A 19,324-nucleotide genomic window follows, 5' to 3' on the forward strand; every position below is an offset into this window, starting at 1 on the left:
GCCAACTGAGCTGCGAAATCCCCCGGTTGAGTGTCGAACGGCAACCGATCGGGATCGGTCGTAGCGCACTCGACTTCGATCACCGATGACCGGACCGACCTGCCCCGCACAACCATCAGGCCCGCCCCGAGGGGACGGGCCTCCAGGCATGGTCCGGAGTGTCAGGCGAGCAGTTTGTCCTTGGCCCGCTGGTACTCCTCGTCGGTGATCGCGCCGCTGTTCTTGAGCTCGGCCAGCCTGTGGAGGTCGTCCACATGGCTCTTCGGGCCACCCTCGGCCGGGCCGGCGGCGGGGGCGGTGCCGGCGGCGCGGCGGATGTAGTCCTGGAAGGCGGCGTCGGCCTGCTGGGCCTGGGCGAGGTCGCGTTCGTGCATGGAGCCGCCGCGGACGATCAGGTAGATCAGGACGCCGAGGAAGGGCAGCAGGATCACCAGCACCGTCCAGCCGGCCTTGGCGCCGCCGCCCATGTCCTGGCTGCGGAAGATATCGCCGATGATCTTGAACAGCAGGAAGAACCAGAGGATCCAGAGGAACAGCTCCAGCATCGTCCAGAAGATGTTGAGCAGCGGATAGTCCATGACGCTCCGATCCCGCGCACAGTCAGCCGGAACGTCCCCGCGCCTCGTGCAGCACAGGGACGAAACGATTCGTATCACCGCGAATCGGGCACCGCACGTCGAGCGTCAGAGGACTCGGTCCGGGTTGTTCTGCAGCCGGTCGAACTCGGCGATCTCCGGGTGGTGCAGGTCGAAGGCCGGGGATTCGGAGCGGACCCGCGGCAGGGTGACGAAGTTGTGGCGGGGCGGCGGGCAGGAGGTCGCCCACTCCAGCGAGCGGCCGTAGCCCCACGGGTCGTCCCCGACCACCCGCGGGGCGTGCCCGGCGGTCCGCCAGACGTTGTAGAGGAACGGCAGGGTGGACAGGCCGAGCAGGAACGAGCCGATGGTGGAGATGGTGTTCAGCGTGGTGAAGCCGTCCGAGGCCAGGTAGTCGGCGTAGCGGCGGGGCATGCCCTCGGCGCCGAGCCAGTGCTGGACCAGGAAGGTGGTGTGGAAGCCGACGAACAGCGTCCAGAAGTGGATCTTCCCGAGCCGTTCGTCGAGCATCCGGCCGGTCATCTTCGGCCACCAGAAGTAGAAGCCCGCGAACATCGCGAACGCCACCGTGCCGAACACCACGTAGTGGAAGTGCGCCACCACGAAGTACGAGTCCGAGACGTGGAAGTCGACCGGCGGCGAGGCCAGCAGCACGCCCGTCAGGCCGCCGAACAGGAAGGTCACCAGGAAGCCGACCGACCAGAGCATCGGCGTCTCGAAGGACAGCGAGCCGCGCCACATGGTGCCGATCCAGTTGAAGAACTTCACCCCGGTCGGGACGGCGATCAGCAGCGTCATGAAGGAGAAGAACGGCAGCAGCACCTGCCCCGTCACGAACATGTGGTGCGCCCAGACGGTGATCGACAGGCCGGCGATCGCGATGGTGGCGGCGATCAGACCGGAGTAGCCGAACATCGGCTTGCGGCTGAACACCGGGATGATCTCCGAGACGATGCCGAAGAACGGCAGCGCGATGATGTACACCTCGGGGTGGCCGAAGAACCAGAACAGGTGCTGCCAGAGGATCGCCCCGCCGTTCGCTGGGTCGAAGACGTGCGCGCCGAACTTGCGGTCCGCCTCCAGGCAGAGCAGCGCGGCGGCCAGCACCGGAAATGACATCAGGACCAGCACGGCGGTCAGCAGCACGTTCCAGACCAGGATCGGCATCCGGAACATGGTCATCCCCGGTGCCCGCAGGCAGATGATGGTGGCGACGAAGTTGACCGAGCCGAGAATGGTGCCGAAGCCGGAGAACGCCAGGCCCATGATCCACAGGTCGGCGCCGACCGACGGCGAGTGCATCGCGTCGTTCAGCGGCGAGTAGGCGAACCAGCCGAAGTCCGCCGCCCCCTGCGGGGTGACGAACCCGGCCATCACGATCAACGAGCCGAACAGGTACAGCCAGTACGCGAAGGCGTTCAGCCGGGGAAAGGCGACGTCGGGGGCGCCGACCTGCAGGGGCATGAACCAGTTCGCGAAGCCCGCGAACAGTGGGGTGGCGAACATCAGCAGCATGATCGTGCCGTGAATGGTGAACAGCTGGTTGTACTGCTCGTTGGAGAGGAGCTGCGTCCCCGGCCGGGCCAGCTCGGCCCGCATCAGCAGCGCCATCACCCCGCCGACCAGGAAGAACGCGAAGGAGGTGACGAGGTAGAGGGTGCCGATCTGCTTGTGGTCGGTGGTGGTCAGCCACATCACCAGCCGGCGGCCCCGGTGCGGACGGGTGGCCCGGCCGAAGCGGCGGCGCGGTTCCCGCCGGACGGGCGGGCCGGTCACGCCCAGTTCGGCATCGCTCGGCAGCATCGTCACCGCACCGCACCTCCGGCCTCGGGTCTGGCAGTGCGTCCAGCACTACCAGCGGGGCCAGGCACCCGGACGGACGCTCGCCGGGCCGTCGCCCGAAGGAGTCAGCCGGTGGTGGCCGAGGGAGTCAGCCGGTGGTGGCCGAGGGAGCCCGAGTGGTCAGCGGCCCGCCATCCGCTCCAGGCGGGCGATCCGCTCGCCCATCGGCGGGTGGGTGGAGAACAGCTTGGCGCCGACCTCGCCGGGCCGGAACGGGTTGGCGATCATCATGTGGCTGGCGGTCTGCAGCTGCGGCTCGGGCGGCAGCGGGAGGCGCTGGGTGCCGATCTCCAGCTTGCGCAGCGCGCTGGCCAGGGCCAGCGGGTCGCCGGTGATCCGGGCTCCGTCGGCGTCCGCCTGGTACTCGCGGGAGCGGCTGACGGCCAGTTGGATCAGGCTCGCCGCGATCGGCCCCAGGATCATGATCAGCAGCATGCCGAACAGGCCCGGGCCCTCGTCGTCCTCGGAGCGGCCGAACGGGATCAGCCAGGCGAAGTTCACCAGGAACATCACCACCGAGGCCAGCGCGCCGGCCACCGAGGAGATCAGGATGTCCCGGTTGTAGACGTGGCTGAGCTCGTGGCCGAGCACTCCGCGCAGCTCGCGCTCGTCCAGCAGCTGGAGGATGCCGTCGGTGCAGCAGACCGCCGCGTTGCGCGGGTTGCGGCCGGTGGCGAAAGCATTCGGCGCGGGCGTGGGCGAGATGTACAGCCGGGGCATCGGCTGCCGGGCGGCGGTGGAGAGTTCACGGACGATCCGGTAGAGCTGCGGGGCCTCGATCTCACTGACCGGCCGGGCCCGCATCGCGCGCAGCGCCAGCTTGTCGCTGTTCCAGTACGCGTAGGCGTTGGTGCCGAGCGCGATCAGCAGCGCCACCAGCAAGCCGGTGCGGCCGAAGAAACTGCCGATCACCAGGATCAGCGCGGACAGGCCGCCGAGCAGAACGGCCGTCCGCAATCCATTGTGGTGGCGGTGCACTGCGGGCCCTCCTGTGGTGCCGGGGAAGCCGGTGGAGCAGCTTCCTTCTGCCGGGATCAACGCGCCGAGCTGGCCCGATCGTTCCCTTCGGCATTCGACCACAGGTCAGAACAGGCTGCCCGACACCACCTGAAGCACCAGTTGCGGGGCCACCGACAGCACCACGGCGCCGCTCGCCGCGAGGCCGAGCGCGGTGGCCAGCGAGGCCGGGACGCGGCGCGGTGCGAGCTGCTCGGTGGACGGGGCGAACAGCAGGGCGGTCCACTTCAGGTAGTAGGCGAGCGCGATCACGACGTTCACCGCCATCACCACGGCCAGCCAGCCCAGGCCCGCGTCCACGGCCGCCCGGAACACCACGACCTTGCCGAACAGGCCGACCACGCCCGGCGGCAGACCGGCCAGGCAGAGCAGGAAGAACGCCAGCGCGAACGCCGCCCAGCGGTTGCGCGAGGCCAGTCCGCGGAACGACTCCAGCCGGCCCGTGCCGCCGACCAGCGCGACCACGCCGAACGCGCCCAGGTTCACCAGGCCGTAGATCAGCGCGTACGCCACCGTCGCGCCCAGCGGCTCGGCGGAGTCCGCGTACCCGGCGGCGGCCAGCGGCACCAGGAGGTAGCCGGCCTGGCCGACCGAGGACCAGGCGAGCAGCCGCACCGCACCGTACGGCGTGTCGGCGCGCTGGCGCAGCGCCGCCGCGTTGCCGACCGTCATGGTCAGCGCGGCCAGCACCGCCAGCACCAGGCCCCAGGTGTGGCCGTACGGGCGGAAGGCGAGCGTGGTGACCAGCGCCAGGCCGGAGAGGCCTGCGGCCTTGCCGACCACCGACAGGTAGCCCGCCACCGGGAGCGGCGCGCCGACGTACGTGTCGGGGACCCAGAAGTGGAAGGGGACGGCGGCGGTCTTGAACGCGAAGCCGACCAGGGTGAGCACCGCGCCGGCCTCGGCCAGCGGCTTCAGCTGGGCGGGGGCGTGCGCCAGGCCGTCGGCGATGCCCTGGAGCTGGATCGTTCCGGCGGCGGCGTAGACGAAGCTGACGCCGAGCAGCATCACGGCGGTCGCGGTGACGGAGGAGAGGAAGAACTTGAGCGCGCTCTCCGCGCCCCGGCCGTCCCGGCGCAGCGCGACCAGGGCGAACGCGGGCAGGGTGGCGACCTCCAGGGCGATCACCAGGGTGGCGAGGTCGCGGGCGGCGGGCAGCAGGGCGGCGCCGCAGGCGGAGGAGAGCAGCAGGAACCAGTACTCGCCGCCGGGCAGCTTCTCGTCCTCGACGGTGTGCAGGGAGAGCAGCACGGTGAGCAGCGCGCCGCCGAGGACGAGCAGCTGGAAGGCGAGCGCGAAGTGGTCGGCGGTGTAGGAGCAGCCGCCGCTCGTGAAGCAGAAGGTGGAGCGGGTGTCGCCGAGCACCAGCGGCAGCAGGGCGGCCAGCGCGGCGAGCAGCCCGGCGGCGCTCAGCCACCCGAGCAGGCGCTTGCGGGCCACGGGCAGGAACAGGTCGGCGACCAGTACGGCGAGGGCGGCGAGCGCGGCGATCAGCGGCGGGGCGACGGCCACCCAGTCGACGGACTGGATCAGGCCGCCCGGGTCGGCGACGGCGAGCGGAGTCATGACGGGCTGCCCCAGGTCGTGAGTGATGGTCATCAGCCGCTCCCGAGGAGGTGCTTGACGGCCGGGTCGGAGAGGCCGAGCAGCAGCGCCGGCCACAGGCCCGCCACCAGGGTGAGCGCGGCGAGCGGCGTCCAGCTGGCGGCCTCGTAGCCCTGCAGGTCGGGCAGGTCGGCGACCGGGGCGGGCTGCTTCGGGTCGCCCATGCAGACCCGCCGGACCACGACCAGCAGGTAGGCGGCGGTCAGCAGGGTGCCGAGGCCGGCCAGCACCATGTAGGTGACGAAGGCGGGCCGCGACAAGCCGGCGGCCGGGTCGAACGCGCCGTACATGGCGAGCAGTTCGCCCCAGAAGCCGGCCAGGCCGGGCAGGCCGAGGCTGGCGACGGCGGCGAACGCCAGCAGCGCGCCGATCCGGGGGGCGCGGCCGTACAGCGCGGCGCCGGTGGCACCGGCGAGGGTGTCCAGGTCGGCGGTGCCGTAGCGGTCCTTGACGGCGCCGACCACGAAGAACAGCAGGCCGGTGATCAGGCCGTGCGCGATGTTGGCGAACAGCGCGCCGTTCAGGCCGGTCGGGGTGAGCGAGGCGATGCCGAGCAGCACGAAGCCCATGTGGCCGACCGAGGAGTACGCGATCAGCCGCTTCAGGTCGCCCTTGGCGCCCGTCCGGGCCAGCGCCAGGCAGGCCAGCGAGCCGTAGACGATGCCGACGGCGGCGAACGCGCCCAGGTACGGGGCGTAGGTGGCGGTGCCGCCCGGGACGATCGGCAGCAGCACCCGGACCAGGCCGTAGGTGCCCATCTTCAGCAGCACGCCCGCGAGCAGCACCGAGCCTACGGTCGGCGCGGCGGTGTGCGCGTCGGGCAGCCAGGAGTGCAGCGGCCAGGCGGGGGCCTTCACGGCCAGGCCGACCAGGATCGCCAGCGCGGCGATCAGCTGGGTGGTGTGGGACAGGCCGGCGCCGTGCGCGTCGGCGAGCTTCACCATGTCGAAGGTGCCCGCCTTGACGCCGATCAGCAGGAAGCCGAGCAGCATCACGGCGGAGCCGAGCAGGGTGTACAGGATGAACCGGTTGGCCGCGGCGACCTTCTGCCCGCTGCCCCAGCGGGAGATCAGGAAGTACATCGGGATCAGCACGATCTCGAAGGCCAGGAAGAACAGCACCAGGTCGAGCACCGCGAAGGTGGCCAGCATGCCGGTCTCCAGCAGGAGCAGCAGCCCGGTGAAGGCGCGGCCGCCGGGGCCGGCCGGGAGCTTCTTCACCGAGTACACCGCGCACAGGAAGGTGAGCAGCGCGGTGAGCACCAGCAGCGGCAGCGAGATGCCGTCCACGCCGAGGTGCAGGCGCACGTCCAGCGCGGGGATCCAGGCCACGTCGGTGACGGCCTGCATCCGGCTCGGCGCGCCGTGGTCGAAGCCGGCGGCGAGGGCGATCGCCAGCAGCAGCGTGGCGCCGGTGAAGGTGGTGCCCAGGCGCAGTGCCCGCTGGTCGCCGATCGGGGCGAGCATCAGGGCGGCGCCGAGCAGCGGCAGCACCAGGAGGGCGATGAGGACCGCGTTCATCGGTGGCTCCTAGGGTCTGTCCGGTCGATCTTGTCGGAAAGGCGCGCGTCTCCCCCAGCCCTTGGGGGCTGGGAGGTACCCCCATTTCGCGCCCGGCTGGGAGTGCCGGCGAACCGTCCTCGTACTGGGTGTACTTGGGCGGTTTGCCGGTGCTTCCAGGCGGGATGATCCGGCGTCGCGCGCCCGGCAAGATCGGCCGGACAGACCCTGCGTGCCGGAACGGGGAACTGGGGGTGCGTCACGATCCCACCGCCACCAGGACGGCGAGCAGGACGGCCCCGGCGAGCAGCGCGTTCAGGTAGCCCTGGGCGTTGCCGGTCTGGGCGAAGCGCACGGCGCGGCCGAGCCAGCCGGGCGCGGCGCCCGCGCCGCGGACGTAGGTCTCCACCACGGCCCGGTCCAGGAACCGGACCAGCTTGGCGGCGGCCTCGGTGGGCCGGACGAACAGGGTGCTGTACAGCCGGTCGACGCCGAAGCCGTGCTGGGCGGACCGGTACAGCGGGCCGAGCAGCAGCCGTCCGGGGTCGCCGGCGGGCTGTCCGGCGGCGGTGCGGGCGGTGACGGTGCGCCAGGCGGCGTAGCCGATCAGCAGGCCCGCGAGGGCGATGCCGGTGCCGAGCACGGCGGTGGCGGGGGACGGACGCAGCGACTCGCCGTCGAGCAGCGAGGGCAGCCAGTCGGAGCGCAGCCCGCTCACGCCGAAGGCCAGCGCGGGCACCGCCAGGACCCACAGGATCAGGCGCATCGCGGCCGGTTCGGCGTGTGCCGGGTCGGCCTCGTCGAGCTCCGGGGAGTACGGGGCGCCGGGCTGGGGGGTGAGGTCGGTGCCGTCCGTGGAGCGGCCGTAGAAGACGGCCAGCCACAGCCGGGCGGCGTAGGCGGCGGTGAGCAGTGCGGTGAGCAGGCCGGCCACCAGCACCGTCCAGCCGACGGCGGTCGGCACGGCGGACGCCGGGCCGAGGCTGCCGGTGAGGGCCTCGCCGTGGGCGGCGTGCTCGGCGGCGGTGAGCACCGACTCCTTGGAGAAGAAGCCGGCCAGCGGCGGCAGGCCGACCAGGGCGGCCAGGCCGATGCCCATGGTCCACCAGGCGTCGGGGATGCGGTGGCGCAGGCCGTCCATCCGGGCCATCGCGCTGAGCGAGTTGGTGTGCGCGGCGTGGATGACCACGCCGGCGCCCAGGAACAGCAGCGCCTTGAACACGCCGTGCGAGACCAGGTGGAACACCGCGGCCTGCCGGTCGCCGGAGGCCAGCGCGCCGGTCATGTAGCCGAGCTGGCCGACCGTCGAGTAGGCGAGCACGCGCTTCAGGTCGTCCTGGGCGAGCGCGCACAGCGCGGAGCCGACCATGGTGACGGCGGCCATCACGGCCAGCACCACCAGTGCGGCGGAGGACTGCAGGAACACCGGCAGCAGCCGGGCCACCAGGTAGACGCCGGCCGCGACCATGGTGGCGGCGTGGATCAGCGCGGACACCGGCGTCGGGCCGGCCATCGCGTCCGGGAGCCAGGTGTGCAGCGGGAACTGGGCGCTCTTGCCGGCCACGCCGGCGAGCAGCAGCAGCGCGATCAGCGTGGGGTGGTGCAGTTCTCCGCCGCCGGCGGCCTTCAGCACCTCGCCGATCCGGAAGCTCCCGGCGTCCGCACCGAGCAGGAACAGGCCGAACAGGAACGGCACGTCGCCGAGCTTGGTGACCAGGAAGGCCTTCAGCGAGGCGGCCCGGGCGTCGGCGGTCTCCCAGTGGTGGCCGATCAGGAAGTACGAGCAGATGCCCATCACTTCCCAGCCGACCAGCAGCACGATCAGGTCGCCCGAGTAGACGACCAGGAACATCGCGGCGGTGAACAGCGAGACCAGCGCCGCGTAGGACGGGTAGCGCGGGTCGTCCTTCAGGTAGGCGGTGGAGTAGATCTGCACGCAGGTGGCGACCAGGCCGACCAGCACCGAGATCAGCGAGCTGAAGCCGTCCAGGTGCAGGGCCAGCGAGATCTCCGGGCCGCCGGTGGGGGCGAGCCGGGTGGCGGCGTCCAGGGTGGCGCCGGTGCCCAGCTGGAGGGCCACCACCAGGGCGAGCACGGCGGACACCGCGACCGGCAGCACCGCGAGCGGGCGGGCCAGGGCGGGGTGACGGCGTCCGGTGGCCAGGCCGGCGGCGGCGCCGAGCGCGGGCAGGACGGGGACGAGGATCGGCAGCGCGAGGTTCATGCGGCGGCCTGCTCCTTCGCGGCGTCGGCCGGTTCGTCGGCCTGGGCGTCGGCCTGGGGGTCGGCCTGGGCGTCGGCCTCGTGGCGGTCGCCGAGCGCGGTGACCCGGTCGACGGCGGCGGTGCCACGGGTGCGGTACACCAGCAGCACGATGGCCAGGCCGAGGCCGATCTCGGCGGCGGCGAGGGTGATGGTGAACAGGGTGAGCGCCTGTCCGGCGTGCAGGGTGTCGCGCAGCCAGACGTCGAAGGCGACCAGGTTGAGGTTGACGGCGTTGAGCATCAGCTCGACCGACATCAGCACCAGGACGACGTTGCGCCGGGCGAGCACGCCGTACACGCCGACGCTGAACAGCAGCACGGCGAGGACGGCGGGGTAGGCGAGGTGCACGCTCAGCGCTCCTTCGTCTTCGTCAGGGCGGTGCGCAGGTTGCCGGGCCGGGGCTTCGTCCGGTCGCCCTTGGCGCGGGACAGCACGATCGCGCCGACCAGGGCGGCCAGCAGCAGCACCGACAGCGCCTCGAACGGCAGCACCCAGTGCGAGAACAGGAACTCGCCGGTGAGCCGGGTGGTACCGGCCGGGCCGGACAGGTCGATCCAGGACGAGCGGAACGCGTCCACCACCAGCGTCACCAGGGTCGCGGCGGAGGCCACGCCGACGGCCAGCGCCGCCGGGCGGTTGCCGGAGTCGGCGTCCGGGGAGCGGCCGATCGGGGCGCGGGTCAGCATCAGGCCGAACAGCACCAGCACGACCACCGAGCCCAGGTACACCAGCACCTGCACCCAGGCCACGAACTCGGCCGTCAGCAGCAGGAACTCGACCGCCAGCCCGCCCAGCGCGACCACCAGCCACAGCGCGGCATGCACCAGCTGCCGGGTGGTCACCGAGACGACGGCCGCGCCGAGCACCAGCACACCGACCAGCAGGAAGACGATCTCCTGCCCGGTCGGCGAGAGGTACGAGCGCGCGGCGGGCTCCAGCGAGCCCGCCGCGGCCAGCAGGGTGCTCAACTCTGCTCCCCCTCCTCGGCGGCGGCAGCGGCCGCGGCCAGCTTGTCGGCGGCCTTGCGGGCCATGGCGATCTCCTTGGGCTCCTCCGCAGCGGCGTCGTGCGCGGGCGGCGGCGGGACGGTCCACATCCACTCGCGCAGCCGGTCGCGCTCATGGGTGAGCTCACGGATGTCGGTCTCCGCGTACTCGAACTCCGGCGACCAGAACAGCGCGTCGAACGGGCACACCTCGACGCAGATCCCGCAGTACATGCAGAGCGAGAAGTCGATGGCGAAGCGGTCCAGCACATTGCGGGTGCGGGCGCGGGCGTTCGGGTCGGCGGCAGGCAGCGTCTCCTTGTGGGAGTCGATGTAGATGCACCAGTCCGGACACTCGCGGGCGCACAGCATGCAGACCGTGCAGTTCTCCTCCAGCAGCGCGATCACGCCGCGCGAGCGCGGCGGCAGTTCGGGCTGCACCTCGGGGTACTGCGCGGTGACGGTCCTGCGCGTCATCGTGCGCATGGTGACGGCCAGGCCCTTGGCCAGGCCGGAGCCGGGGAACTTCATCAGGAGATCGCCACCTTGACGATGCCGGTGAGGGCGAGCTGGGCCAGGGCCAGCGGGATCAGCACCGTCCACGCGAAGCGCATCAGCTGGTCCTCGCGCAGCCGCGGGTAGGTGACCCGCAGCCAGAGCACCACGAACGCCAGCGCGAAGGTCTTCGCCAGCGTCCACAGCCAGCCCAGGCCGTCGGAGAACGGGCCGTGCCAACCGCCCAGGAACAGCACCGTGGTCAGTCCGCAGAGCACCACGATGCCCGCGTACTCGGCGAGCAGGAACAGCGCGAAACGCAGACCGGTGTACTCGGTGTACGCGCCGAAGATGATCTCCGAGTCGGCCACCGGCATGTCGAACGGCGGACGCTGAAGCTCCGCCAGGCCCGCCGTGAAGAACACGAACGCGCCGATCAGCTGCCACGGCACCCACCACCAGTGGAAGGCGTCCACGATCCCCGGCAGCGAGACGGTGCCCGCCGCCATCGCCACCGACGCCGCCGCGAGCAGCATCGGCAACTCGTACGACATCAGCTGCGCGGCCGTACGCAGCGCGCCCAGCAAGGAGAACTTGTTCGCCGACGCCCAGCCACCCATCAGCGAGCCCAGCACGCCAATACCCATGACCGCCAGCACGAAGAAGATGCCCGCGTCCACCGCCTGCCCGACCAGCCCGTTCGGCCCGACCGGAATCACCAGCAGCACCAGCAGATACGGCAGCAACGCGACCGCCGGCGCCAACCGGAAGATCCGCCGATCGGCCCCGGCCGGAACGACGTCCTCCTTCTGCGCGAACTTCACACCGTCGGCAACCAGCTGCGCCCACCCGTGAAACCCACCCGCGTACATCGGACCGAGCCGGCCCTGCATGTGCGCCATCACCTTGTGCTCAGCCTGCCCAACCACCAGCGGCAGCACCAGAAACGCCACCAGCGTGCCGACGCAGCGCAGCAGCGTGTCGAGAAGATTCACGCGCCGTCTCCGTTCTGCTTGTCGTCGGACTGCTCGGGTTGCTGGGGCTGTTCGGCCTGTTCGGACTCGGGCTTAGCGGGCTCGGCCACCGCGGGCTCGGGCTGCGCGGGCTCGGCCGCCGTGGGCTCGGGCTGCGCGGGCTCGGGCTGCGCGGGCTCGGACTGCCTGGGCTTCGCCTCTGGGGGCTCGGGCTTCACGGGTTCGCCCTGCACGGACTCGGCGTGCCCCGGCTCGACCTGCCCAGCCCTGGCCTTCGCAGGCTCGGCCTGCGCGGACTCGCGCTTCGCAGGCTCGGGCTGCGCGGGCTCAGACGTCGCATCCTCAGGCTGCGTGACCTCCGCCTCCGCAGGCTCAGACGTCGCAATCTCAGGCCGCGCCTCCGCAGGCCGGGGCTTCGCGGGCTCGGCCTGCGCGGGCTCGGCAGGCTCGGGCTTCGCAGCCCCCGACTTCGCGGGCCCGACCTGCCCAGCCTCAGACTTCGCTGCGGCCGCCGCAGGCTCGGCCTGCACGGGCTCGGGCTTCGCGACCTCGGGCTGCGCCTCCGCGGAACCGGGCTTCGTGGGCTCGTCGTGAGCCGGGACGGGCGCGTGCCACGGGGCGTCGGACGACTGGGTCCGGGCGGTGCGGCGCGGGGTCTCGGGAGTCGGCGGTGTCTCGGGCGCGGTCTGGCTGACTGAGCCCTCGCCGACGCTGTGGCTGCGACGCGGACGGTCGGCGCGCACCGGCGGTACGTCGGTGGCGGGAGTGCCCGGGGCCGGGGCGTCCGGCGTGGCGGTCTGGCTGACCGAACCCTCGCCCACACTGCGGCTGCGACGCGGACGGTCGGCACGCACCGGCGGCGGCGCGTCCGTGGCGGGCGCGTCCGGGGCCGTCGGGGCCTGGCTCGCGGAACCTTCCCCCACGCTGCGGGTGCGGCGGGGCCGGTCCACGCCCGCTCCGGCTCCGGCGCGGGCCGCGCGGGCGGGGCGTTCGGCGACCGGGGGCAGGGTGCCCTTGAGCGGGCCCCACTCGTTCGGGTCGGGGACGCCGGGCGGCAGCATCTTGCGTCGGGCCGGGCCGCCGCCGTGGTCGGACTCGCCGGGCTCCTTGGCGCCGGGCCAGTCCTTGGCAACGCGGGCGGCCAGCACGAAGTCCTTGCGCAGCGGGTGGCCCTCGAAGCCGTCCGGCAGCAGCAGGGTGGCCGGGTAGGGGTGGCCGGGGAACTCGATGCCGAACATCTCCCGGGTCTCCCGCTCGTGCCAGGCGGCGCCGGCGTAGACCCCGACTGCGGTCGGCAGCGCAGCCTTGTCGCGCGGCACCCGGGTGCGCAGCAGCAGCCGGCGCACCCGGCCGGGCTCGCCGACGGCGGCCAGGTGGGCGCAGACCGCGAAGCCCTCGGCGAGTTCGTCGACGGCGCTCAGCCAGTCCAGGAACGCCAGGCCGAGGACGTCGCGGGCGGCGGTGAGCGCCTCGATCCAGTGCTCGGCGGGGACGGTGACGGTGAGCAGGTCGTACGCCTCGGCGGCGGTCGCCCACGGTCCGATCGCGGCGGCGGCCCGCTCGGCGGGGGTCGGCGCGGCAGGGACGTCAGGGGTCTCGGTCACTGCTGCCCCTCCCCCGTCGTGGCCGGCCCAGCGGGCGCGGCGGCCCCAGCGGGCGCTGCGGGCGCAGCCTTGAGCGGGCGGCGCAGCGCGGCGGCGGGTGCGGCGTAGCGCTGCGGGACGTCCTCGGCGGCGATCTTCTCCTGGAGCTTGAGGATGCCCTGGAGCAGCGCCTCGGGCCGGGGCGGGCAGCCGGGCACGTAGACGTCGACCGGGATGATCTGGTCGACGCCCTTGGTGACGGAGTAGGAGTCCCAGTAGGGGCCGCCGGAGTTGGCGCAGGCGCCGAAGGAGATGACGTACTTCGGCTCGGGCATCTGCTCGTACAGGCGCTTGACGGCGGGGGCCATCTTGTCGGTGACGGTGCCCGAGACGATCATCAGATCGGCCTGCCGGGGGCCCGGCGCGAACGGGATGACACCCATTCGGATGAAGTCGTGCTTGGCCATGGACGCGGCGATGAACTCGATGGCGCAGCAGGCGAGTCCGAAGTTGAAGCACCAGAGGCTGTAGCGGCGGCCCCAGTTGAGCACCACCTTGACCGGGTCCGGGGCGAGCCGGGCGAGCGGGCCGAGGCGGCGCTGCTCGACGGCGGCGCCGGGGTTGGCCGGGTCGGGGATGCCGAGCGGGACCGGCCCGTCGGCGGGCGTCCCGTGCGTGTGCGTCACGTCCATTCCAGAACGCCCTTCTTCCAGGCGTAGAGCAGTCCGACCGCGAGGAAGCCGATGAAGACGAACATCTCCACCAGCGTGACCGCCCCGAAGCCGGCGGCGGCGAACACCGTGGCCCACGGGAACAGGTAGATCGCGTCGACTGCGAAGATCACGTACAGGAAGGCGTAGACGTAGTAGCGGATCTGGGTGTGCGCCCAGCCCTCGCCGACCGGATCGACGCCGCACTCGTAGGCGAGCAGTTTCTCCGGGGTGTCGACCACTGGTCGCAGCAGGCGGTTGGCGGTGAAGGCCACCGTGACGAAGAGGACGCCGATGACCGCCAGCAGGCCGATCGCCGCGTAGGCGTCGAAGTAACCGCTGCCGGCGGCGGGGTCGGCAGCGAGCGGCTGCCACTCCATGGATTACGCCCTTCTTCTTTGCCCGTCCATAGCCATCGCTATCGCGGGAGTCTATGTGCACCGCTCGTCTACTCCCCCATCTGCCCGTTCTGCAAGACGTCCGGTGGACGCCCGGTGGAATTCCACTTGCCGGCCCGTCGGGAGCGGGGTTCAGCACGGGGGGTGGGGATAACCCCCGGGCGAAGACGGAGTGCAGCACCATGGCGACCCGCTGTCCGCAACCGGGATGCTGGTGATCGTCAAAGACCGGCGAACACCAGGGAGAGGGCGCCGACATGGAGGACAAGGCGAAGCGCCCGTCGTTGTACGGGCCGCAGCTGTGGCAAGAGGTCCAGCACGAGCTGCTGAACCTCCCGGTCGGCGTTGCCGCCTTCACGGTGATGGTGACGCTGTTGTGGACGGGGGTCGGCATGGCGGTGACGGTCGTCGGGCTGCCGCTGCTGGCCTTCGGGCTGACGTGCTGCCGCCTGTTCGGCCGGCTGGGCCGGATCCGGGCCCGGGCCTCGCTGGGCAGCCGGGTCGCCGAGCCGGGGCCGCTGGTGCCCACCCGCCCCGGTACGGCCGGCTGGGTCATGGCCTCGCTCGCGGACGGGCTGAGCTGGCGCTGCGCGCTGTACTGCCTGCTGATGCTGCCCTGGGGCATCCTCAGCTTCACGCTGACGGTGGTGCTGTTGACCGTCGGCTGGCCGGTGATGCCGTGGGCGATGCGGGGGCTGGCGTGGGTCTCCCGGCTGCTGGTGGAGAGCCTGCTGTCGCCGGGAGCGCTGGAGGAGCGGGTCCGCGAGCTGGAGGACGACCGGGGCGCGGTGGTCGACCACGCCGCCGCCGATCTGCGCCGCATCGAGCGGGATCTGCACGACGGCGCGCAGGCCCGGCTGGTGGCGCTGGCGATGGATCTCGGCCTGGCCAAGGAGAAGCTGTCGGAGGATCCGGTGGCCGCGCAGAAGATGGTCGACGCGGCGCACGGCGAGGTGAAGCTGGCGCTGCAGGAGCTGCGCGATCTGGCCCGGGGCATCCACCCGGCGGTGCTGACCGACCGCGGGCTGGATGCCGCGCTGTCCTCGGTCGCGGCCCGTTGCACGCTGCCGGGCGGCGTCAAGGTCCACGTCGAGCTGGGCGGGGAGCGCCCCGATTCGGCGGTCGAGGGCATCGCCTACTTCACCGTCAGCGAGCTGCTCACCAACGCTTCCAAGCACTCCGGCGCCCGCTCCGCCACGGTGGACCTCTGGCGTCAGGAAGGCCGGCTGATGCTGACGGTGCAGGACGACGGCAAGGGCGGCGCCGAGATACGGCCCGGCGGCGGCCTGGCCGGCCTGGCCGAGCGCGCCGAGTCGGTGGACGGCGTGTTCGTGGTGGCCAGCCCGGTCGGCGGCCCGACCTCGGTGACGGTCGAGCTCCCCTGGCGCACCCGGGCCGGCCGGGGCTGACGGTCCGGTCCGGGCGTGGACGGGCCCGGGCGTGGACGGGCCCGGGGTGCCGCCTCCCTTGCGCGGTGCGGCACCCCGGGCCCGAGCGGGCGGCCCTAGAGCGTCCCGAGGGTGACCTCCGCGGTCTGGTTCTGCCCGTCGCGCTGGTAGCCGACCGTGACCTTGTCGCCCGGGGAGAGCGAGGCCAGTGCGCTGGTCAGCGCGGCGGGGGTGGGGATCGCGGTGTCATTGATCTTCGTGATCACGTCGCCTGCCTGCAGCCCCGCGGAGTCGGCCGGTCCGCCGGAGGTCACCGAGACGATCACCGCCCCGGCGGGCTGGAAGTTCGCGTTGAAGAAGGGGCGGACGGTCACCCCGAGCGCGGCCCGCCCGGAGTTGGTGACGGTGCCGCTGGCGATCAGCTGACTGGCGATGCTGGTCACGGTGACGGCGGGGATGGCGAAGCCGATGCCGGGCGCCGCCGCGTTGCCCAGCTCCGGGTCCACCGCGGTCAGCGTGTTGATCCCGATCACCTGGCTGGAGAGGTTGACGAGCGCGCCGCCGCTGTTGCCGGGGTTGATCGCGGACGAGGTCTGCACCATGTTGCCGATGGTGGCGCCGGGCGAGCCGGAGCTCGACGGCTCGCTGACAGTCCGTCCGACCGCCGAGACGATGCCCTGGGTGACGCTGCTGGAGAGACCCAGCGGGCTGCCCATGGCCAGCGTGATCTGGCCGACCGCCACCTTCGCGCTGTCCGCGAAGGTGGCGGGCTTGAGGCCGCTGGGCGGGCTGCTCAGCTTGATCACCGCGAGGTCGGACTGCGGGTAGCTGCCCACCAGGGTGGCGTTCAGCGGCTTGCTGCTGTTGGCCAGCGTCACGGTGAAGGTCTGCGCGGTGCCGATCACGTGCGCGTTGGTGACGATGTCGCCCTTGTCGTCGAAGACGATCCCGGAGCCGAGGCTGTCGCCCGCGGTGATCTGCACCACCGAGGGCAGCACCTGGTTGATCACCTGCTGGTAGTCCTGCTCCGTCTGGTTGCTGGTGGACGGGGCGGGCGCGCTCGTGGTGGCGCCGGCCGCCGTGCTGGACCCGGATCCCTTGTGGGCGCTGGAACAGCCGGTGACCAGCAGCGCCGCCGAGGCCAGCACCGCCGCCGAGCCGAGCCACCGCCTGGGCCCGGTGGGCCGGGGGCCGGCCGGAAGCGGGCGGGTCGGTTCCTTCTTCGGGCGCACGGCTGCCACCTCCGGTCACGGGACAGGACTTTGTCAGCATTTCAGCGAAATGTCCGAATAGCCGCCCAGACACACCCGCCCCCACCCGGAAGGCGGCCGTCTAGGATCGGGCCATGACCTGGTTGATCACGGGCGGGGCCGGCTACATCGGCGGTCATGTCGTCCGGGAGCTGGTCGCGGCCGGCGAGTCCGTGGTCGTCCTGGACGACCTGAGCACCGGCGCGGCCTCCCACCTGCCCCCCGGCGTCCCCCTGGTGACGGGCTCCACGCTGGACCGCCCGCTGCTGGACCGCGTCCTCACCGAGCACCGCGTCCAAGGCGTGCTGCACCTGGCCGCCCGCAAGCAGGTCGGCGAGTCCGTCGCCCAGCCGCTGCGCTACTACCACGAGAACGTGGAGGGCCTGCGGATCGTGCTGGCCGCCGCGGTCGACGCGGGCGTGCGCCGGGTGGTGCTGTCCTCCTCCGCCGCCGTCTACGGCATGCCGGACGTCGAGCTGGTCACCGAGTCCACGCCGTGCGCGCCGATGAACCCGTACGGCGAGACCAAGCTGGCGGGCGAGTGGCTGCTGAACGCCTGCGCCGACGCGTACGGGCTGTCCGCGGTGTCGCTGCGCTACTTCAACGTGGCGGGCGCCGCCCTCCCCGAGCTGTCCGACCCGGGCGCGGCCAACCTGGTGCCGCTGGCCCTCCAGCGCCTCACCGCCGGGCTGCCCCCGCTGATCTTCGGGGACGACTACCCGACCCCCGACGGCACCTGCGTCCGCGACTACATCCACGTCTCGGACGTCGCCTCCGCGCACGTCGCCGCCGTCCGCCGGCTGAGCGCCACCGCGCCCGGCGAGCAGGTCCGGCTGACCCTCAACATCGGCACCGGGCACGGTGTCTCCGTCCGCGAGATGCTCGCCGGGATCGCCGAGGTCACCGGCCTCGACACCGCCCCCGAGGTGACCGCCCGCCGCCCCGGCGACCCGGCCCGGGTGGTGGCCTCCGCCGAGCTGATCCACCGCGAACTCGGCTGGACCGCCCGCCACGACGTCCGCGCCATGATCGCCTCCGCCTGGGCCGGCTGGCAGCACCGCCACCCGTAGGCCCCGGACCACACCGGCCCGGGGCCAAGGGCGCGTCAGCTCGCCGGGTGGACCGGCGAGGTGGCCAGCGCGGTCAGCGTGGTGCCGTCGAAGCGGTAGCCGGTGGCGTTGCCCTGCGGGTCCACCGCCCACAGGTCGGCGAGGCCGTCGCCGTCCAGGTCGGTGCCCTGCAGCACCGGCTTGCCCGCGGCGTCCCAGCCACTGGCGGCGACCAGCACCGGGGCGCCGATCGGGTCGCCGAGGAACGGACCGGTCAGCGTCGAAGCGGCGTAGTAGTAGAGCGAACCGTCCGCATCGTTGCGGGCGAACAGGCCGGGCAGGCGCCCCGCGCCGACCACCGCGGTGGTGATGGTCCAGCCGTGCCAGTCCCCGGTGCCGGCCGGGTTGACGCCGCTCAGCTCGACGGCCGACCCCAGACTCCCGTAGCCGCCGGGGATGCCGGCGCTGCCCACGACGAACAGCTTGCCGCCGGCCAGCACCAGCAGATTGTCCGTGGTGCGGAAGCCGGTCGGGTACCCGTTCGCGGCCTGGTACAGCTCACCGGCGTCGGCGACCCGCTCGACCCGCACGGTGCCGTCGTCGAAGACGTGCTGCCCGATGTTGACCGACTTGGACGGGTCGAACCCGCCGGCCGCGTAGGGCAGCGCGGTGCCGACGCCCACGCTCGGCAGGTAGGCCAGCACGCCGTCCGCCGTGCTGCCGTTGAACCGGCCGCCCACCGCCAGCACGCCGTTCCAGTCGGCGGCGCTGCCCGGCGCGTTCCGCCCGGTGCCGGCCGCGCCGACCTGGACGGCGGGGGCGAGCGCGCCGCCGCCCTGGCCCTTGGCGAGCCACAGGCCGTCGCCGAGGCCGAGCTGTCCGCCGACCAGCAGCAGGTCGGGCCGCCCGTCGCCGTCGATGTCACCGGCGACCCGCACGGGCTCCGCCGCCGACAGCCCGGCCGTGGCCGCCGGACCCGGGTTGCCGCCCGGGGACAGCGGGGTGACGGTCAGGGTGCTGTACGCGCCGGTGGGCGTGACGGTCAGGACGGCGTTGCCGGAGGCGTCGGCCGTGACGGTCCTCCGCGCGTCGGAGCCGACCTGGTACGAGTAGGCGGCGGGCGGCTGGCCGGGCCCGGCGGTGACGGTGATCTGCGCGGGCGTACCGATCACCAGCCCGCCGGGGACGGACAGCGCCGGAGCGGCGGTGGGCGCGGTCGGGTCGTAGCGGAAGTGGCAGGTGGTGGACCACTCGCCGGGCACCTGGCCGCCCTGGGCGCGGGCCTTCCAGCCGAAGTCGGTGATCGCGCCGCCCGCCGCGGCCGTCAGGACGTCACGGGACAGCAGACGGACGGCGGCGGTGCCGGGGGTGGCGGACAGGGTGACGTCGTCGACGGGCGCCTCGGTGCCGGAGCGCAGCAGCTGGAACTCCACCTTCCCGGAGGCGGAGGCCTCGGCGAACAGCGTGAGGTCGGTGAGACCGAGCACGGTGCCGCCGGCGCAGTCGGTGCTGGGCATGCTGCGCAGGCCGGCCGGTGCGGCCGCGTGCTCGGCGGCGCCCGCCGCGGGGGCGACGACCCCGGTGGCGGCGAGCACCACGCCGAGAGCGGCTGCGGCGACGGCGGAGCGGCGCCGGTCGAAGGAGATGGACATGCGGGTTCCCTCCCTT

Annotated in this window: 17 protein-coding genes; 2 read left to right on the forward strand and 15 right to left on the reverse strand. The window is 72.7% G+C overall.

Annotated features, from left to right (window positions below; translation table 11 throughout):
- Positions 1-161: 161 nt before the first annotated feature.
- The 13 genes from ACZ6R9_RS01340 to ACZ6R9_RS01400 all read right to left on the reverse strand — a co-directional run bounded on the left by ACZ6R9_RS01340 (position 162) and on the right by ACZ6R9_RS01400 (position 13,951).
- On the reverse strand, positions 162-578 hold the full coding sequence (locus tag ACZ6R9_RS01340) for an SHOCT domain-containing protein (protein ID WP_380484442.1): 417 nt from the start codon (positions 576-578) through the stop codon (positions 162-164).
- Positions 579-683: 105 nt separating this feature from the next.
- Entirely contained in the window at positions 684-2,399 is a 1,716-nt protein-coding gene (gene ctaD / locus ACZ6R9_RS01345) for an aa3-type cytochrome oxidase subunit I (RefSeq protein WP_465536768.1), read from the reverse strand.
- Between the two features lie 159 nt (positions 2,400-2,558).
- A complete protein-coding gene (gene htpX / locus ACZ6R9_RS01350) occupies positions 2,559-3,416 on the reverse strand; it encodes a zinc metalloprotease HtpX (protein WP_465535737.1) in 858 nt (285 codons plus the stop codon).
- A 105-nt stretch (positions 3,417-3,521) separates the two neighbouring features.
- The gene (locus ACZ6R9_RS01355) at positions 3,522-5,021 is read right to left on the reverse strand and encodes an NADH-quinone oxidoreductase subunit N (RefSeq protein ID WP_465536770.1); all 1,500 of its coding nucleotides are present in this window, start codon (positions 5,019-5,021) and stop codon (positions 3,522-3,524) included.
- Positions 5,022-5,053: 32 nt separating this feature from the next.
- Entirely contained in the window at positions 5,054-6,580 is a 1,527-nt protein-coding gene (locus ACZ6R9_RS01360) for a complex I subunit 4 family protein (RefSeq protein WP_465535739.1), read from the reverse strand.
- A 238-nt stretch (positions 6,581-6,818) separates the two neighbouring features.
- Positions 6,819-8,783: an NADH-quinone oxidoreductase subunit 5 family protein gene (locus ACZ6R9_RS01365; RefSeq protein WP_380484436.1), complete on the reverse strand. Its 1,965-nt coding sequence runs from the start codon at positions 8,781-8,783 to the stop codon at positions 6,819-6,821.
- Positions 8,780-9,172, reverse strand: coding sequence for an NADH-quinone oxidoreductase subunit NuoK (gene nuoK, locus ACZ6R9_RS01370; RefSeq protein ID WP_465535741.1), 393 nt, complete (start codon positions 9,170-9,172; stop codon positions 8,780-8,782). Before nuoK ends, ACZ6R9_RS01365 begins: the two co-directional genes overlap by 4 nt.
- Before the next feature lie 2 nt (positions 9,173-9,174).
- Positions 9,175-9,792, reverse strand: a complete 618-nt coding sequence (locus tag ACZ6R9_RS01375; protein ID WP_380484432.1) for an NADH-quinone oxidoreductase subunit J family protein — start codon at positions 9,790-9,792, stop codon at positions 9,175-9,177.
- Positions 9,789-10,340, reverse strand: coding sequence for a NuoI/complex I 23 kDa subunit family protein (locus tag ACZ6R9_RS01380; RefSeq protein ID WP_380484430.1), 552 nt, complete (start codon positions 10,338-10,340; stop codon positions 9,789-9,791). The genes ACZ6R9_RS01375 and ACZ6R9_RS01380 overlap by 4 nt, the downstream gene beginning before the upstream one ends.
- Positions 10,340-11,299 carry an NADH-quinone oxidoreductase subunit NuoH gene (gene nuoH / locus ACZ6R9_RS01385; protein WP_380484427.1) on the reverse strand — a complete coding sequence of 320 codons (960 nt, stop codon included), beginning with the start codon at positions 11,297-11,299 and terminating at the stop codon, positions 10,340-10,342. The genes ACZ6R9_RS01380 and nuoH overlap by 1 nt, the downstream gene beginning before the upstream one ends.
- Positions 11,296-12,882, reverse strand: a complete 1,587-nt coding sequence (locus tag ACZ6R9_RS01390; protein WP_465535744.1) for an NADH-quinone oxidoreductase subunit C — start codon at positions 12,880-12,882, stop codon at positions 11,296-11,298. The genes nuoH and ACZ6R9_RS01390 overlap by 4 nt, the downstream gene beginning before the upstream one ends.
- On the reverse strand, positions 12,879-13,553 hold the full coding sequence (locus tag ACZ6R9_RS01395; RefSeq protein ID WP_465535746.1) for an NADH-quinone oxidoreductase subunit B: 675 nt from the start codon (positions 13,551-13,553) through the stop codon (positions 12,879-12,881). Before ACZ6R9_RS01395 ends, ACZ6R9_RS01390 begins: the two co-directional genes overlap by 4 nt.
- Entirely contained in the window at positions 13,544-13,951 is a 408-nt protein-coding gene (locus tag ACZ6R9_RS01400; RefSeq protein WP_380484421.1) for an NADH-quinone oxidoreductase subunit A, read from the reverse strand. Before ACZ6R9_RS01400 ends, ACZ6R9_RS01395 begins: the two co-directional genes overlap by 10 nt.
- 275 nt (positions 13,952-14,226) lie before the next feature.
- On the opposite strand from ACZ6R9_RS01400, the gene ACZ6R9_RS01405 reads away from it, so the two are divergent.
- Positions 14,227-15,378 carry a sensor histidine kinase gene (locus ACZ6R9_RS01405; protein ID WP_380484419.1) on the forward strand — a complete coding sequence of 384 codons (1,152 nt, stop codon included), beginning with the start codon at positions 14,227-14,229 and terminating at the stop codon, positions 15,376-15,378.
- Between the two features lie 95 nt (positions 15,379-15,473).
- Here ACZ6R9_RS01405 and ACZ6R9_RS01410 read toward each other — a convergent pair whose 3' ends face one another.
- Complete coding sequence (locus ACZ6R9_RS01410) at positions 15,474-16,589, reverse strand: S1C family serine protease (protein WP_380484417.1); 1,116 nt, start codon at positions 16,587-16,589, stop codon at positions 15,474-15,476.
- A gap of 113 nt (positions 16,590-16,702) precedes the next feature.
- Here ACZ6R9_RS01410 and galE point away from each other — a divergent pair, with 113 nt between their 5' ends.
- Complete coding sequence (galE, locus tag ACZ6R9_RS01415) at positions 16,703-17,677, forward strand: UDP-glucose 4-epimerase GalE (RefSeq protein WP_380484415.1); 975 nt, start codon at positions 16,703-16,705, stop codon at positions 17,675-17,677.
- Between the two features lie 35 nt (positions 17,678-17,712).
- On the opposite strand, the gene ACZ6R9_RS01420 is transcribed toward galE, so the two are convergent.
- On the reverse strand, positions 17,713-19,308 hold the full coding sequence (locus tag ACZ6R9_RS01420; protein WP_465535750.1) for a hypothetical protein: 1,596 nt from the start codon (positions 19,306-19,308) through the stop codon (positions 17,713-17,715).
- Positions 19,309-19,324 lie beyond the last annotated feature (16 nt).

This window comes from Kitasatospora sp. NPDC048662, assembly GCF_055587065.1.

What these genes read in the sequence shown, in the direction of transcription:
- ACZ6R9_RS01340 (WP_380484442.1), bottom strand. Translation starts at nt 578, where the DNA reads ATGGACTATCCGCTGCTCAACATCTTCTGGACGATGCTGGAGCTGTTC.
- ctaD (WP_465536768.1), bottom strand. Translation starts at nt 2,399, where the DNA reads ATGCTGCCGAGCGATGCCGAACTGGGCGTGACCGGCCCGCCCGTCCGG.
- galE (WP_380484415.1), top strand. Translation starts at nt 16,703, where the DNA reads ATGACCTGGTTGATCACGGGCGGGGCCGGCTACATCGGCGGTCATGTC.
- ACZ6R9_RS01420 (WP_465535750.1), bottom strand. Translation starts at nt 19,308, where the DNA reads ATGTCCATCTCCTTCGACCGGCGCCGCTCCGCCGTCGCCGCAGCCGCT.
- ACZ6R9_RS01360 (WP_465535739.1), bottom strand. Translation starts at nt 6,580, where the DNA reads ATGAACGCGGTCCTCATCGCCCTCCTGGTGCTGCCGCTGCTCGGCGCC.
- ACZ6R9_RS01355 (WP_465536770.1), bottom strand. Translation starts at nt 5,021, where the DNA reads ATGACTCCGCTCGCCGTCGCCGACCCGGGCGGCCTGATCCAGTCCGTC.
- ACZ6R9_RS01405 (WP_380484419.1), top strand. Translation starts at nt 14,227, where the DNA reads ATGGAGGACAAGGCGAAGCGCCCGTCGTTGTACGGGCCGCAGCTGTGG.
- ACZ6R9_RS01400 (WP_380484421.1), bottom strand. Translation starts at nt 13,951, where the DNA reads ATGGAGTGGCAGCCGCTCGCTGCCGACCCCGCCGCCGGCAGCGGTTAC.
- ACZ6R9_RS01395 (WP_465535746.1), bottom strand. Translation starts at nt 13,553, where the DNA reads ATGGACGTGACGCACACGCACGGGACGCCCGCCGACGGGCCGGTCCCG.
- ACZ6R9_RS01380 (WP_380484430.1), bottom strand. Translation starts at nt 10,340, where the DNA reads ATGAAGTTCCCCGGCTCCGGCCTGGCCAAGGGCCTGGCCGTCACCATG.
- ACZ6R9_RS01365 (WP_380484436.1), bottom strand. Translation starts at nt 8,783, where the DNA reads ATGAACCTCGCGCTGCCGATCCTCGTCCCCGTCCTGCCCGCGCTCGGC.